The sequence below is a fragment of the Asticcacaulis sp. genome (assembly GCF_035497195.1).
GTDB lineage: Bacteria > Pseudomonadota > Alphaproteobacteria > Caulobacterales > Caulobacteraceae > Asticcacaulis.
Map to the genome: position 1 here is coordinate 119,778 of NZ_DATJDZ010000027.1, position 15,579 is coordinate 135,356.

The 15,579-nt window shown below is 59.2% G+C and carries 14 protein-coding genes; 6 read left to right on the forward strand and 8 right to left on the reverse strand.

The window, feature by feature from the left end; genetic code table 11:
• Positions 1-150: 150 nt before the first annotated feature.
• Together VL130_RS16420 and VL130_RS16425 are read right to left on the reverse strand one after the other, a co-directional pair.
• A complete protein-coding gene (locus tag VL130_RS16420) occupies positions 151-1,437 on the reverse strand; it encodes an FAD-binding oxidoreductase (protein ID WP_325364496.1) in 1,287 nt (428 codons plus the stop codon).
• Between the two features lie 84 nt (positions 1,438-1,521).
• The gene (locus VL130_RS16425; RefSeq protein ID WP_325364876.1) at positions 1,522-2,922 is read right to left on the reverse strand and encodes a glutamine synthetase family protein; all 1,401 of its coding nucleotides are present in this window, start codon (positions 2,920-2,922) and stop codon (positions 1,522-1,524) included.
• 233 nt (positions 2,923-3,155) lie between these two features.
• On the opposite strand from VL130_RS16425, the gene VL130_RS16430 reads away from it, so the two are divergent.
• Positions 3,156-3,920: an RNA methyltransferase gene (locus VL130_RS16430; protein WP_325364498.1), complete on the forward strand. Its 765-nt coding sequence runs from the start codon at positions 3,156-3,158 to the stop codon at positions 3,918-3,920.
• On the opposite strand, the gene VL130_RS16435 is transcribed toward VL130_RS16430, so the two are convergent.
• Positions 3,915-5,075, reverse strand: coding sequence for a Gfo/Idh/MocA family oxidoreductase (locus VL130_RS16435; RefSeq protein WP_325364500.1), 1,161 nt, complete (start codon positions 5,073-5,075; stop codon positions 3,915-3,917). The two genes, VL130_RS16430 and VL130_RS16435, sit on opposite strands and share 6 nt — an antisense overlap.
• A gap of 18 nt (positions 5,076-5,093) precedes the next feature.
• The gene (locus tag VL130_RS16440) at positions 5,094-6,017 is read right to left on the reverse strand and encodes a VOC family protein (protein WP_325364502.1); all 924 of its coding nucleotides are present in this window, start codon (positions 6,015-6,017) and stop codon (positions 5,094-5,096) included.
• A 160-nt stretch (positions 6,018-6,177) separates the two neighbouring features.
• Between VL130_RS16440 and VL130_RS16445 the strand changes: the two genes are divergently transcribed.
• Both VL130_RS16445 and VL130_RS16450 read left to right on the forward strand, forming a co-directional pair.
• The gene (locus VL130_RS16445) at positions 6,178-6,447 is read left to right on the forward strand and encodes an antitoxin (RefSeq protein WP_325364504.1); all 270 of its coding nucleotides are present in this window, start codon (positions 6,178-6,180) and stop codon (positions 6,445-6,447) included.
• Positions 6,444-6,755, forward strand: a complete 312-nt coding sequence (locus VL130_RS16450; RefSeq protein ID WP_325364506.1) for a type II toxin-antitoxin system RelE/ParE family toxin — start codon at positions 6,444-6,446, stop codon at positions 6,753-6,755. The genes VL130_RS16445 and VL130_RS16450 overlap by 4 nt, the downstream gene beginning before the upstream one ends.
• 22 nt (positions 6,756-6,777) lie before the next feature.
• Here VL130_RS16450 and pncB read toward each other — a convergent pair whose 3' ends face one another.
• The 3 genes from pncB to VL130_RS16465 all read right to left on the reverse strand — a co-directional run bounded on the left by pncB (position 6,778) and on the right by VL130_RS16465 (position 10,661).
• Positions 6,778-8,082: a nicotinate phosphoribosyltransferase gene (gene pncB / locus VL130_RS16455; protein WP_325364508.1), complete on the reverse strand. Its 1,305-nt coding sequence runs from the start codon at positions 8,080-8,082 to the stop codon at positions 6,778-6,780.
• Positions 8,083-8,184: 102 nt separating this feature from the next.
• Positions 8,185-9,687, reverse strand: coding sequence for a phosphomannomutase/phosphoglucomutase (locus VL130_RS16460; protein ID WP_325364510.1), 1,503 nt, complete (start codon positions 9,685-9,687; stop codon positions 8,185-8,187).
• Between the two features lie 98 nt (positions 9,688-9,785).
• Positions 9,786-10,661, reverse strand: coding sequence for a UTP--glucose-1-phosphate uridylyltransferase (locus VL130_RS16465; RefSeq protein WP_325364512.1), 876 nt, complete (start codon positions 10,659-10,661; stop codon positions 9,786-9,788).
• Between the two features lie 395 nt (positions 10,662-11,056).
• Here VL130_RS16465 and VL130_RS16470 point away from each other — a divergent pair, with 395 nt between their 5' ends.
• Positions 11,057-12,244: a glycoside hydrolase family 27 protein gene (locus VL130_RS16470; RefSeq protein WP_325364514.1), complete on the forward strand. Its 1,188-nt coding sequence runs from the start codon at positions 11,057-11,059 to the stop codon at positions 12,242-12,244.
• Between the two features lie 87 nt (positions 12,245-12,331).
• Here VL130_RS16470 and rpmE read toward each other — a convergent pair whose 3' ends face one another.
• The gene (gene rpmE, locus VL130_RS16475; RefSeq protein ID WP_325364515.1) at positions 12,332-12,556 is read right to left on the reverse strand and encodes a 50S ribosomal protein L31; all 225 of its coding nucleotides are present in this window, start codon (positions 12,554-12,556) and stop codon (positions 12,332-12,334) included.
• A gap of 131 nt (positions 12,557-12,687) precedes the next feature.
• Between rpmE and VL130_RS16480 the strand changes: the two genes are divergently transcribed.
• Entirely contained in the window at positions 12,688-14,544 is a 1,857-nt protein-coding gene (locus VL130_RS16480) for an ABC transporter transmembrane domain-containing protein (protein WP_325364517.1), read from the forward strand.
• A complete protein-coding gene (locus VL130_RS16485; RefSeq protein WP_325364519.1) occupies positions 14,545-15,555 on the forward strand; it encodes a hypothetical protein in 1,011 nt (336 codons plus the stop codon).
• Positions 15,556-15,579 lie beyond the last annotated feature (24 nt).

A 15,579-nucleotide genomic window follows, 5' to 3' on the forward strand; every position in this document is an offset into this window, starting at 1 on the left:
GTAGAAACTGCGCCTTACCCGTCATCTGAATGCCGTTCATAGGGTTAATCATATCTGAATTCCGGTCAATTTTCACGTAATCTATCAAATTACGTCAACCATGTGATCTCTGCGGCAACCATTTCGCCACCGGCTGTGGCAGGTGCGATACTACAGTCGGTCGCGCAGGGCGTAATAGCTGAGGCCGGCCACGAGAGCCGGCCAGCGCAGGGCACGGCCGCCGAAGAAGGCAGGGGTGGGCAGATGGCTCAGAAGCTCGATATCGCGGGCGTCGCCGGTGACCGCGCGCGCCAGCAGCTTGCCGAAATAGGGCGCCAGCACCACGCCTTGCCCGCTGTAGCCGGCGGCGGTCCAGACATTCGGCGCCAGACTGCGGACAAACGGCGCGCGGCTCATGGTGATGGCCAGGGTGCCGCCCCAGGCGTGCGAGATTTTGACATCCGCGAACTGCGGATAGACCTTGAGCATGTTGTTGCGCACGAAGGCCTTGATGTCCTTTGGGAACCATGGCGTGTAGTTTTCGCCGCCGCCGAACAGCAGGCGGTTATCCGGCGTCTTGCGCCAGTAATTGACCACGAAACGCGAGTCCGCTGCCGCGTAATCGTGCGGCAGGATGCCAAAACCGCCATTAGCATCGTCGAGCGGTTCGGTGGTCAGGATGAAGTTGTTGATTGGCATGACGTGGCTGTCGATCTCTTCGGATAGCCCTTCCATATAACCGTTGCCGCAGATCAGCAGGCGCTGGCAGGTAATGGTCGCGCCATTTTCGAGATGGAGATGGATGCCTTTAGCGATCTTGCGGTAGCTTGTGACGTGGCTGTTTTCGAACAGTTTCGCGCCCTGGCCTGAGGCGGCACGCGCCAGGCCTAACACCAGTTTCAGCGGATGGAGATGGCCGCCGCCGCGGTCAAGCGAGCCGCCGTGATAGACATCGGTGCCGAGTTCCTGCGCTACCTCAGATTTGCTCAGGAATGAGAGCTTATCATAGCCGTATTTCCTGACAAAGGCGGCATAGTCGCGGTCATCCTGCGCGAAGGCGGGTCTGTGCCAGGCGTGGATCAGGCCGTGTTTCAGGTCGCAATCGATGGCGTGGGTGTTGATCAGATCGTACAGGCTGGCCTTGGCGTCTTCGGACATATCCCAGAGCTGGCGGGCCTGATCCGCGCTAAGCAGCGATTCCATCTTTTCGGGATCAATCCGCTGGCCGGTATGGATTTGCCCGCCATTGCGGCCGGAAGCGCCGGAACCGATTTGGGCGGAATCGAGCAGCGTAACGTCAATCCCCTGACGCGACAGTTCGATGGCCGCGCCGAGGCCGGTATAGCCACCGCCAATAATGCAGACATCGGTGTGATGAGCGCCGGTGAGCGCCGGGTAAGCGGGGATATCCGCCGTGGCGACGTACCAGGAATTTTCGGGGTGGCCGGTATTTTTCATGGCATTACGAAGCAAGAAACCCCACCACCACGCCCGAAGGCGGGCGCGGTCCCTCTCCCCAACAAGTTGGGGAGGTACAAGACATCAAACATTCAGCAACAGGAATTCGCGTTCCCACGGACTGATGGTTTGCATGAAGGTCTCGTATTCGTGCAGCTTGACGCGCGAATAGGCGGTAACGAACTGCGGACCGAGAATATCGATGATCGGCTGCGACCGTTCCAGTTTGATGATCGCCTGCACCAGCGAATAGGGCAGGTCGCCCTGCGGCAGGGTGGCGGCGTCCTGATCGACCGGATCGGCTGGCGACATCTTTTCCAGCATACCAAGATAGCCCGATGCCAGCACCGCCGCGATGGCCAGGTACGGATTGGCGTCGGATGACGGCAGGCGGTTTTCCAGACGGCGGTTGGCCGGATCGGAAGGCGGTACGCGCAGGCCGGCGGTGCGGTTGTCGTAGCCCCACTGGGTATTGACCGGGGCGCCGGACCCCTTGGCGAGGCGACGGTAGGAATTGACGTAAGGCGCCAGCAGCGCGGTGATGGCCGGCATGTATTTCTGCTGGCCGGCGATGAAGTGGAAGAAGGCCGGAGTCGGTTCGCCGGTTTCAGGGTTCGAGAACAGGTTCTGGCCGGTTTTGGCGTCTACGATCGACTGGTGGATGTGCATGGCCGAACCGGGTTCATTGGCCATCGGCTTGGCCATGAAGGTGGCGTAGATGTCGTGTTCGAGCGCGGTTTCCTTGATGGTGCGCTTGAACATCAGCACCTGGTCGGCCAGTTCGAGCGGGTCGCCGTGCAGCAGGTTGATTTCCATTTGCGCCACACCGGATTCGTGAATCAGGGTGTCGATTTCCAGCCCCTGGCTTTCGGAATATTCGTACATATCTTCAAAAAGCGCGTCGAATTCATTGACCGCCGAGATCGAATAGCCCTGACGACCGGTTTCAGGTCTGCCCGAACGGCCAATCGGTGGTTTCAGCGGGTAATCGGGGTCGATGTTCTTCTCGACGAGATAAAATTCCAGTTCCGGGGCGATGACCGGCTTCCAGCCCTTGGCCTCATAAAAACCGAGCACACGGCGCAGCACCTGGCGCGGGCTTTCCTCGACCGGGCGGCCATCGGGATGGAAGGCGTCATGGATCACCTGCGCGGTCGGGTCATGCGCCCAGGGCACGGCGGCCAGAGTGGCGAAATCGGGCTTGAGGAAGATGTCGGTATCGGCCTGCACCGCGCCGACCACGCCTTCGAGATTGGGGTAATCGCCGGTAATCGTTTGATAAAACACCGCCAAAGGCAGATTCATATAGGGGGCGTTGAGAAATTTTTTCGACGGCATGATCTTGCCGCGCGCCACGCCGGCGAGATCGGGCACCATGCACTCGATCTCCTCGATATTCTGGCTGGCCAGCCAGGCGGTGGCCTCTTCCAGATCCTTGGCGCCGCGCTTCGAAAACACGATCTTGCGCTTGTTCTTGGACTTCATATAGCTGTCGTGTGACATGGGACTCGTCTTTATGGCTAACCGTCATTGGGATCATGACACCAGCCAGAGCATTTCGCGTTAACAAAAATGCGACGAGGTCCACGGCCAAAAAAACACGGCCGCCGGGGTATCGTGATGAATTGTGATCACAATATGCCGAAATCCGTCTAATGGCAAGCGGGAGGGCATGATTTGCGTCTTGACCTTTGCGGCGCGGGCGGTAGTGGAGGCGGATGATAATCGAAATCGACAATCCGCATGATGAGCGTCTGGCGCTTTACCGCGATGTGAAGGACCGTGACCTGACCGGGCGGGATGGCCTGTTCATGGCCGAGGGCAAGGTGGTGCTGGAGCGGCTGTTTTCATCGCCGCTGGCGCAAACGGTTAGTGTATTGACGACGCCGGAACGCCTGCGCGGACTGGCGCATCTGCCCCAGGCGCCGGTCTATGTGGTGGCGCAGGAAATCATGGACGCGGTGGCCGGTTTTCCCATCCATCGCGGTTATCTGGCGCTGGGCCGTTATGCGCCGCCGCTGACCTTGGCTGAGACTCTGGCGGGGGAGCGTGTGCGGGTTCTGGTGCTTTCAGGGATCGCCAATACCGACAATATGGGCGGCTTGATGCGCAACGCGGCAGCCTTCGGCGTTGATGCGGTGATCCTGGATGCGACCTGCTGCGATGCGCTCTATCGCAAGGCCATACGGGTCAGCGTCGGTGGCGTTTTGCAGGCGCCGCATTATCAGGTTGATGATCTGGTAGGAACGTTACTGGCGCATAAGCTGACACCTTATGCGCTAAGCCCGGCGGGCGAACTGACGCTGGATGCGGTGCAGCCCGTCGCGCGGTCGGCCATGCTGTTCGGCGCCGAAGGGCCGGGGCTTTCGGCTGATGTCATGGCCGCCTGCACCACGGTGCGGATCGAGATGCGCGGCGGGTTTGATAGTCTGAATGTGGCGACGACTTCGGGAATCGTTCTCTACCAGATGTGCCGGTTATAATTTGATGATCTGGCCCTCGGCGTCGGCGCTGCGGTAAATCGCCTGGATCAGGCGGATATCGCGCAGCCCCATTTCGCCGGAGGTCAGGTGCGGTTGGTTGGCGGCGGCGGCGGCGCAGAAGGCGTCGATTTGAGCGCTGAACTGGACCGTCGGGCTGCCGGCGCGGATAATCGCCGGCGTCAGGTCGGCGTGCTGCATGGTCATGTTGATCTGGCTGTAATCGGAGGCCGGGTCCATGCTGATACTGCCCTGCGAGGCGAAGAACCTCTGCCGGGTGGCGTAGGTGTAGCAATAGGACGACGACCCTTGCGCGCTGATGCCGGAGGGGAAACGCAGACGCCATTCGACGCCACCCTCGACCTCCTTGAAACGCGGATCATTGGCGGGGGTTGAGTAGACGGCGGTGACGGACACCGGCACTTCATCCATCGCCCATAAGGCTGCGTTCAGCGCATAGATGCCGATGTCGTACATCGATCCGCCGCCGGCCAGGGCCTTTTGCAGACGCCATTTGTGCGGCGGATAGCTCGGATTGACGACAAAACCGGCCTCACCGGAGAAATAACGCAGGTCGCCGATCTCGCCAGCGCGCAGGCGTTTGATGGCGTCGACATTGTTTGGTTCGAAGTGGACGCGGTAGGCGATGCCGAGTTGGCGGTTGGCCGCCTTTGCCGCGGCGATCATCGCCTCGCATTCGGCCACGGTAGACGCCATCGGTTTTTCGCACAGGACATGCTTGCCAGCCTTGAGGGCGCGGATGGCGTATTCGGCATGGAGCGCCACGGGCAGTGCGATATAAACGCAGTCGATATCGCTGTCGTCGGCGATGCGGTCGAAATTGCTGTAATCATAGAAACGCGAAACGCCATACCGCGCGCCGAGATCGTGCGCCTTGTCCGGGCTGCCGGAAACAAAAGCGGTCAGGCGCGCCCGGTGGGAGGCGACAAAGCCGGGCAGCATCTGGCCAACGGCGAAGGTGCCGAGGCCGACCACGGCCCATTTCAACCGTTTGGCCGGTGGATCGGGCAGATTGAATGTGCCGGGAAGTGGCTGGCCCTGCGCCTCAGGCGTGGCGGCGCGCGCCGGGGACACCACCAGGGGTAGTGCGCCGGCGCCGACGAGAAGACTGCGGCGATCAATTGTAAAACCGGTCATAAGCTTTGACTCCTGCGGTTATTTTTCGGGATCGGCGGCGGTGAAGGGCGAGCAGCAGGGCTTGCCGATAGCATGGAACTCCATTACCTCGGCGCGGGTGCCGTCCGGGTCGATCAGGTTGAGCTGCCACTTGGCGTCGAGGCCGATCTTGGGCGTGCCGGTCTGGTCTTTCAGCCGGTCGCCGTTCCATAGTACGGTGTAGGTATCGCGCGTATTCGGTACCCCCAGAGAAAAGTGGTTGAGCACGCCGGCGGCCTGCTGGCTCATGTCGGCCGGGATGCCAGTGGTTTCCCGGCCGCTGACCAGCATGTATTCCAGCCAGTCGGGGCCATCGGGAACCTGCTGGCTGACCCAGGATGGTTCATCAGCCTTGACGCCGCCGAACCAGTAGGGCCGAAAACCGAGGATATCGCGGTAGAAGGCATCCTCGCGCGATCGGTTGTGGACGACGAAACCGACATGGATGATACGGCTGGATAGGGTATTGACCGGCACATTCGGCAGGTTGGCGGGCGCCTGAACGAATTCGACGCGATTGCCTTCAGGGTCGGTGACGCTGAACCATCGGCTGCCGTCACCCCCTGTACTGACCTTTGCGGGCACAGAGACCTGACGGCTGGCCAGATAGAGGCGCAAGGCCTCGGCGTCGGTCGTGGCGAAGGCGACGTGATCGAGGCGGTTTTTCGATGCCGGTCCCGGCGGCAGGGGCAAAATCTCGACGAATTGGACGGGTGAGAAATAATAGCGCGTGCCTGCGGCGTTTTCCGGATCACCGCCTTTGGTGGCGCCGAGATCGTGGGCATAGAAGGCTTCGCTCTTGCTGGCGTCGGCGGCATAGAGTCCGATATGGGAGACGCCGGTAATCGGTGGCCGCACAGGATCAGCCGCCAGTGCCGGCGAAGCAAACGCCAGGCAGGTGATCAGGCAGGTTATGGCCTTCATGCGTATCTCCCTGTAACGACTCATATCGCTTTTTGTTAGCGCTCACATTAACACGCTTCCGGAAATAGAAAAGCGGTTCCGGAGTTCCCATGCCAAGCAAATATGCTGTAAGATTACCCACATTTGTGATAATGTGGGAAGCGTATATGGAGTTGGAATGATGAGCCGCCTAACCATTGATATGACAGATCAACAACATCAGAGCCTGAAGGCGCTCGCCGCTTTGCAGGGAAAGAGCATAAAGCAGTATGCCCTTGAACGCTTGTTGCCGGCGTCAGGGGAGGAGCAAGCCTGGTCTGAACTGAAAAACTTTCTCAACAAACGAATCGAGCAAGGGCTGAATGGCAATGTGACGCCTAAGTCGTTTGATCAGATTGTAGACGAAGAACTTTCTACAGGGGAAGATTCTGGAAAAGGCTCCATTTCTTGACGACGCCTTTTGTTCTTCAGGATGGGGCGGCCGATGATCTTCGCTCAATCGTTCGATATACTCGAAAAACATGGGGCGAGGTCCAGGCGCGCGCTTATTCCGAAACACTGCATACCGGTATTCAGCGATTGGTGAACGGTCAGGGCACGTACAAAATCCTGGAAGACATCCATCCTGCGTTGCGGATTACGCGCTGCGAGCACCACTACATTTTCTGCCTGTGTCGTGAAGATGCGCCATCGCTAATCGTTGCGATCCTGCACGAACGGATGGATTTGATAGCCCGGATAACGGATCGGCTGGATTAATGGACGATTTCAGCACCACATCTTAAACGCGTACGGAAGCGGTCTCTCGTCCGGCGTTGCCGAAGATGCGCAGGTAGCGGGCGATCTCGGCCGGGTCGCCGGTGGCCTTTTTGGGATTATCCGACAGCTTGACCGCCGGGCGGCCATCCGCCTCTATCACCTTGCAGACAAGGGAAATGGCGTCGAGGCCATTGCCGTCGAACGGCGCACAGTCACGGAAATCATTGGTCAGGTTGGTGCCCCAGCCGAAGCTCAGGCGCACCCGGCCGTGGAAATGGCGATAGGTAGCCTCGATTGAGTCGACGTCCATGCCATCGGAGAAGATCAGCAGCTTTTCCTTCGGATCGACGCCTTTCGATTGCCACCAGCGGATGATCTGTTCGCCGGCAAGAATGGGCGGGGCGCTGTCGGGACGGAAGCCGGTCCAGCCGGCCAGCCAGTCAGGCGCGCGCTCCAGAAAGGCGGTGGTGCCGAAAGCATCGGGCAGGGCGATCAGCAGATTGCCGTCATAATGAGCGCGCCAGTCTTCGAGTACGCGGTAGGGGGCAGCGGCCACGTCGGCATCCGTGTCAGCCAGAGCCGCCAGCACCATCGGCAGTTCATGGGCATTGGTGCCGATGGCCTCCAGGTCGTTATCCATAGCCAGCAAAACGTTCGAGGTGCCGATAAAGCGCTTTCCCAGGCCTTCTTTGAGCACCTCAACGCACCAGCGCTGCCACAGAAAACTATGGCGGCGGCGGGTGCCGAAATCGGAAATGACCAGATCAGGCAGGGCTTGCAGGCGCTCGACCTTGCCCCACAGTTTCGCCTTGGCGCGGGCGTAGAGGATATCGAGCGCGAACCGGCCCCGTTTGCGCATGGCGGCGCGGGAGCGCAGTTCGTTGATGATGGTCAGGGCCGGGATTTCCCACAGGGTCGTGTGCGTCCACGGGCCGTGAAAGCGCAGCTCATACTGGCCGTCGTGCGTGGTCAGTTCATATTCCGGAAGCTGGAAATCCTTCAGCCAGGCAATGAAGTCCGGGCTGAACATCTGGGCCTTGCCATAGAAGCTGTTGCCAGCCAGCCAGATCAGTTCCTTTGGTGTGAAGCGCACCGTGCGGGCATGATCAAGCTGGGCGCGCAGTTCGGCTTCGTCGATGTCGTCAGCAAGCCGCACCGCGCGGCTGCGATTGATCAGGGCGAAAGTCACCGGCACTTCGGGATAGAGGCGCCGGATCATCTGTAACATCAGCAGTTTGTAGAAGTCGGTATCGAGCAGGCTGCGGACGATCGGATCGAGCCGCCAGTTGTGGTCATAGGTACGCGTGGCGAGATCCGTGATGGCCACAAGAGCGCTTTCCAAAAAGTGTGACGCACTTTTTGGATTAAAAAGCGCGTGAAAAGAATAATCTAAAGCCATTTGCATGAGCCGGTGCTCATGCAAATGGCTTTAGATTTCCTGATTGTAGTCCGTGATTTCCGGATACTTCGCCAGGCGCGGCTTCACTTCCTTGCGGAAGAGGTCGCGCATGTCGTCTTCCGAGCGCAGGCTTTCCACCACGACCACCAGTTCCGGCTTGTTGCTTGAGGCGCGGACCAGCACCCATGAGCCGTCTTCCAGATGGACGCGGGCGCCATTGACCGTGATGACTTCCGTCACCTTGCGGCCGAGGATCGAACCGCCAGCCGCCAGCAGGTCTTCGTATTCCTTGACGATGCGTTCCAGCACTTCGTACTTCACCTCGTCGCCGCAATGAGGCGACATGGTGAGCGACGTATAGGCGACCGGCAGGGCGTTCTTCAGGTCGGACAGCTTCTTGCCCGGATTGCGGTCGAGCATGGCCAGGATAACCTGCGCGGCCACCAGGCCGTCGTCGTAACCGCGGCCGATCGGGTCGGCGAGGAAGAAGTGGCCCGATTTTTCGAAGCCGGCCAGCGCCTTCAGTTCGGCGGTCTTGCGCTTGATGTAGGAGTGGCCGGTCTTCCAGTAGACGGTGGTGGCGCCGTTCTTTTTCAGCACTTCGTCGGTGGCGTAGAGGCCGGTCGATTTCACATCGACGACGAAGGTGGCGTTCTTGTAGAGTTCCGACAGGTCGCGCGCCAGCATCAGGCCGATCTTGTCGGCGAAAATTTCCTGGCCGGTATCATCGACCACGCCGCAGCGATCGCCATCGCCGTCGAAGCCGAGGCAGAGGTCGGCGCCATGCTCTTTCACGGCCTTGGCCATGTCCATCAGCATTTCGTGGTCTTCGGGGTTCGGATTGTATTTCGGGAAGGTCGAGTCGAGATTGGTGTCGAGTTCGATGACCTCCGCCCCCATGGCCCGCAGGGTTTGCGGGGCGAAGGCGCCGGCCGTGCCGTTGCCGCAGGCGCAGACGACCTTCAGCTTACGTTTCAATTGCAGGCGCGATGAAATGTCATCCATATAGCGCTGTTGCACGCCTTCGACACGTTTCAAGCTGCCGCCGGGACGCTCGACGCCGAGGCCGCCCAGCACGATTTCCTTGAGGCGGCCCATTTCTTCCGGACCGAAGGTCAGCGGCGCCTGGCAGCCCATCTTGACGCCGGTCCAGCCGTTGTCGTTGTGCGAGGCCGTGACCATGGCGACACAGGCCGCGTCCTGGTCGAACTGGGCGAAATAGGCGATGGGCGACAGGCAAAGGCCGATATCGATGACCTCGATGCCCGCCTGCATCAGACCGAGAATCAGGGCGTTCTTGATATTGGTCGAATAGGAACGGAAATCGTGGCCGGTGACGAGTTTCGGCGCCACGCCACGCTCATGGATATAGGTGCCAAGGCCCAAACCCAGCGCCTGGATGCCGAGCAGGTTGATCTCCTTGCCGAAGACCCAGCGCGCGTCATATTCGCGGAAACCGGTGGCCTTCACCTTGGCCTGGGTTTCGTATTCATAGGTGTTCTCGGCGATATCAGCTTTGGGCAGCATAGGCATTCAGGCGAGTCCTCAAATGGTTTGGCGCAGGCGCGGCCTGCTATGCCATGTAAACGTATAAAAATTCAAAGTGCCTCGTGAAAAAGGCGAATATGCTTTTACTTAAAGAAGGGCAGGAGCGCGGCGCGGGCAGCGTCACCCAGTTCCGGATGCTTCAGGGCCAGGGCGACATTGGCGCGCAGCAGGCCGATCTTGTCACCGCAGTCATAGGTGTCGCCATCATATTCCAACGCATGGAAGCCTTGGCTTTCCATCAGGCGGAACATCGAGTCGGTGAGCTGGATCTCACCGCCGGCGCCGGCGCCCTGGTCGGCCAGCAGGGTGAAAATTTCGGGCTGAAGGATATAACGGCCGGAAACGATCAGGTTGGAGGGCGCCGTGCCGGGCGCAGGTTTTTCGACCATTCCGGACATCCTGTTCAGCCGGCCGCCTTTGGCGTCAATAGCCACCACGCCGTACTGATGCGTCTGGTCGTGCGGGACGGGTTCGACAACGATGATATTGCCGCCGACCTCATCATAAGCATTGATCGCTTGCTTGAGGGCGGACACCTCGGCATCCATCACCATATCGGGCAGGATGACGGCGAAAGGCTCGTCACCGATGATATCGCGGGCGCACCATACCGCATGGCCGAGGCCCAGCGGCTGCATCTGGCGGACAAAGCTCATCTCGCCGGGCTTTGGCAATTCGGCCAGCAGGTCGTTGAGGATGGCGGTCTTGTTCTTGGCGGCGAGTTGTGCTTCGAGTTCGACCTGATGATCGAAATAGTCCTCGATGGCGCCTTTGGAGCGGCCGGTCACGAAGACGAAATGTTCGATCCCGGCGGCGCGCGCTTCGGCGACGACATAGGACAGGATCGGCCGATCGACCACATTCAGCAATTCCTTGGGCACTACCTTGGTGCCAGGCAGCACACGGGTGCCCAGGCCGGCGACCGGAATGACCGCTTTACGAACGCGCTTATGTGTCAAAAGAACCTCGGATATGAAGGGCTTAACCCGTTTCGGGTTTGAAATTTACATGAAGGGGTAAGGCCCCGCGTTGGTACGCCACGTTAAAGGGTGGTGAGGCATAGGGCAACCGCCCGGACGGACATTTACGCCCCTTCATAAAAATTTATTACGGCGTTATGACGAAAAAAACGTTAAAAAATAACCTGTTTGGCGAAACTTCAGACGTAAAATTAGAAAAGCAACCGCGGACCGAGATAACGCGCCACCAGGTCTAATAATGTAATTTCTTTTATTTAATCGGTGGCGAGCGCTTGCCAAAGTCAAATTTGTAATATTTATTTGCGTCAAGTACGGCGCAGTCGCCAATTTGGGAGCAGGCAATGGACATTTTCAGAGCTTTAAGAAACGGCTTCATGCCAGTCTGTATGACCGCCTGTTTGTTTGTGCCGGCTTTCGAGGCTTCGGCGCACGAAACCCTGGGGCTGGATGCGCCCAAACCTGAAATCGCCATGACACCGCCAATGGGCTGGAATTCGTGGAACAAGTTCGCCTGCAACATCGATGAAGTGAAAATTCGCGGCGCGGCCGACGCTATGGCATCGTCCGGTATGAAGGACGCCGGCTATCAGTATGTTGTCATCGATGACTGCTGGCAGAAAGACCGCGCCGCCGATGGCGCCATCCAGGCCGATCCGGAACGCTTTCCATCGGGGATCAAGGCCCTGGCGGATTATGTCCATTCGAAGGGGCTGAAATTTGGCCTCTATTCAGATATCGGTGTGAAGACCTGCGGCGGCCGGCCAGGCAGCCGGGGCTATGAATTCCAGGACGCGCGCACCTGGGCGTCGTGGGGCGTCGATTACGTGAAGGTGGACTGGTGCTATACCGGTTCGAGCGAGGCGTCCTCGTCCTACACCATCATGGCCAAGGCCTTGCGGGCATCGGGCCGCGACATCGTGTTCTCCATCTGCGAATGGGGCGATAACAAGCCGGAAGAATGGGCGGCGGGGCTTGGTCATCTGTGGCGCACGTCCGGTGATATCCGTGACTCGTGGGACAAGGACGAGGGCTACAGCCATTCGTTCCTGTGGATTCTCGATCATAATGCCGGCCTGTGGGCCAATTCCGGCCCGAACCACTGGAACGATCCGGACATGCTTGAAGTCGGCAACGGCGGCATGACGGACGTCGAATACCGCTCGCATTTCAGCCTGTGGGCCATGCTGGCGGCGCCCTTGATTGCCGGAAACGATCTGTCGAACATGGACAAGGCGACGCTCGACATCCTGACAAATAAGGACGTCATCGCGGTCGATCAGGACAAGTTGGGACAACAGGCGCGACGCGTCGCTCAAAATGGCGACACCGAGGTCTGGGTGCGTCCGCTGACTGGCGGCGATCGCGCCGTGGTGCTGTTCAATCGCGGGGCGGACGCCAAGACCGTATCGGTCGATTGGGATGCCCTGCAACTGCCGACCGGTCTCAAGGCCAGCGTGAAAGACCTGTGGTCGAAGTCGGTGCAAAAGGGCGTCAAGGGCAGCTACAGCGCCGAGGTTGCCCCGCACGGTGTTGTGATGGTGCGGATCACGCCGACGGTTTGATATATTGAGGCACAAAAAATCCGGTTTGGGTGACCCCAAACCGGATTTTCAAACTGTAACAAGTAGCCGCAACAGGGCGGCCCCGCCCTACTTCTTGAGGAAGCCGGCGAACTTGTTGTTAAAGCGCGAAACGCGGCCGGCGCGGTCCAGCATGGTGCCGGTGCCGCCGGTCCAGGCCGGATGGGTGCGCGGGTCGATGTCGAGGTTCAGCACGGCGTCTTCCTTGCCGTAGGTCGAACGGGTGCGATAGGTCGTGCCATCCGTCATGGTGACGGTGATCCAGTGATAATCGGGGTGACCTTCTTTTTTCATCGTCATCTTCCTTTGTACGTCCAGCCAGCATATGTGCGGACGCTAAAAAATATGGGGCATAAGTGCCGAAGGCGCGCTCATACATCAAGGTTCCTTGCTAGGCAAGTCCTGACTGTATAAAGCTCAGCATCATGGCTGATTCAACTCCCGTAAAACCCGATTCTACAGATGGCCGCCCCAGTTCCGGCGCCGAGCTGGTCGCCGATATCCGCCAGGCGGCGGGGACACGCGGCAAGACCCGCAATCTGCGCCCTCTGGCGCGATTGATTCCTTATCTGTGGCGGCAAAAGGCGGCGGGGGCCGCCATGATCCTGTTCCTGCTGATCTCGTCGGCCTCGACCCCGGCCATGACGGTGGTGGCGAAGAAGCTGATCGATGACGGTTTCGGTTCGCGCAATATCGCCGTGCTCAATCAATGGTTCCTGGTACTGGGCGCCGTGGCGCTGGTCATGGCGTTCGCCACCGCTCTGCGTTACTATTTCATCACCCGCATGGGCGAGCGCGTGGTGGCGGATCTGCGCGAAGATGTCTTCGCCCATATCCTCAAGCTTGATCCGGGTTATTTCCTTAAAATCCGCACCGGCGAGGTGATTTCACGCCTGACCGCCGATATCCAGATCATCGAAACCCTGGTGTCGTCGTCGATCTCGATCGCCCTGCGCAATATGCTGACCTTTATCGCCGGCCTGGTGATGATGAGCTTCGTCAGTCCGAAACTGACCCTTATGGTGTTTTGCATCTTTCCATTTGTGCTGGTGCCGCTGGTCGTCTTCGGCCGGGAGGTCGGCAAGGCGACGCGGGATACACAGGACGCCTTTGCCCGCGCTATCGGATTCGCCTCCGAATCGCTCGATGCGCTGGAAACCGTACAGGCCTTCGTGCGCGAAGCCTTTACCCGCAAGCGTTTCGATGAGGGGGTTGAGCAGACCTACCGCACCTCGGTCGGCCGCATGGCGACCCGCGCCACCATGACGGCCATGGTCATTACGCTGGTTTTCGGCGGCATCGCGTTTGTGTTGTGGCTGGGGGCGCAGGACGTGCTGCACGGCAGGATGTCGAACGGCACCCTGGTCCAGTTCGTCATGCTGGCTATCCTGACGGGCGGGTCGGTCGCCAATCTCAATGAAACCTGGGGCGACGTGCAGAAGGCCGCCGGCGCCATGATGCGGATCGATGAACTGCTGGAGTCGCAACCGACTATTACTGTGCCAGAAAAGCCGGTTGCCCTGCCTGTGCCGGCACGCGGCGAGATACGTTTTCAGGATATCACCTTCGCCTATCCGTCACGCCCGGATCAGCTTGTACTCGATGGTTTCTCGCTGATTGTTAAGCCCGGCGAGACGGTGGCTCTGGTCGGACCTTCTGGCGCCGGCAAATCGACCGTCTTCAAGCTGCTGCTGCGCTATTATGATTATCAGTCGGGGATCATCCAGATCGATGGCGTCGATATCCAGGCCGCCGATCCCAGGGATGTCCGTGAGCGCCTGTCCCTCGTGGCGCAGGATACGGCGCTGTTTTCCGGTTCAGCCGAGGACAATATCCGCTTCGGCCGCGAGAATGCCACCGATACCGAAATCCGCGTGGCGGCCGACAAGGCGCAGGCGCGCGCCTTCATCGAAGCCCTGCCCGAAGGCTTCAGGCAGCCCCTCGGCGAACGCGCCAAGTCGCTCTCCGGCGGGCAGAAGCAACGCCTCAGCATCGCCCGTGCGCTGGTGCGGCAGGCACCGATCCTGCTGCTCGACGAGGCGACCTCGGCGCTAGATGCCGAGAACGAACGCCTGGTCCAGATGGCGCTCAATGAGGCCATGAGCGAACGCACGACGCTGGTGATCGCTCACCGGCTGGCCACCGTGCTCAAGGCCAACCGCATCGTGGTGATGGAAGCCGGTAAGGTGGTCGATATCGGCACGCATGACGAGCTGGTGTCACGCGGCGGGCTGTATCAGCGGCTGGCGAGTTTGCAATTTAACGATAGAGCGGGGCAATAAATGCTGGAACAGTGGCTGGCTGAAATTGCGCCGGATATCCAGGTTCATCATGGCTATATCGTCAGGACGCCGGATGGCACGCTTTATCTCGGCCGGGGTGAGCATGAAGTGTTCGCGCACAAGCTGGGCAAGCTTACGGTCAACCCCCAGTCATTTGTCGATTTCGACACTAATATTATTGGGCGCATCGCCTATACGTCCAGGCGAAACATCAAATATGTTCATGCCATTGCGCCTGACAAGGAATCGGTGGTCACAGAGCCTCTGCGCGCTCTAAATTTGACTTCGTTTATCGACCTGTATCAAAAAAACTGCAAGGCGCCATTTCTCGATCTCAGACCTCAGGCGCCGATCGCCGGCGCCTATTATCGCACAGATACGCATTGGGCGCTGCCATTGCAAATGGATGCGGCCTTGCGCATTGTGCGGGCATTCGGCGTGAATGAAGGGGAGATTGCCGAGCGCCGTGCCCTTCTTACCGAGAACACAACGCCCCTAACGCGCGGATTTTGCGGGGATCTAGGTATCCGTTTTGAACCTCAAGAAACCGAACTTCGCAGCGATCTGCGTACACGCTGGATGAAAAGCCATTCTATTACGCCCTTGGGCGGATGGAACGATGGCTTAATCCATATTTTCCGAAATGCCGCAGGGCCAAAGCGCCGGTTGCTGGTTTTCGGCGATTCGTTCGGTCATAGCCTGTGCAATTTCCTGTCGGTTTTCTTTTCCGACATATTATTTTGTCGATCCGGTTATTTTCATAAAGAGATGGTCGACATGATGCGACCAACACATGTGCTGACCCAGCAGGTTGAGCGTTTTCTTAATGCCAGCCTGCGCGATGCCGAAGCCCGGCGCTTTCTGTTGATTCCCTTCATCAACGGCTCTGAGATTGGTGCCGGACCTGAATTCTGGTCGGTTCTCAATGATGTGCTGACGCCGCCCATTGTCTTGCCATGGTATCAGCGGAGCAGACTCGTGAATTCGCTCATGAAATATTTACCACACTAAAGAGCGTGACGTCCGGCTACGTTT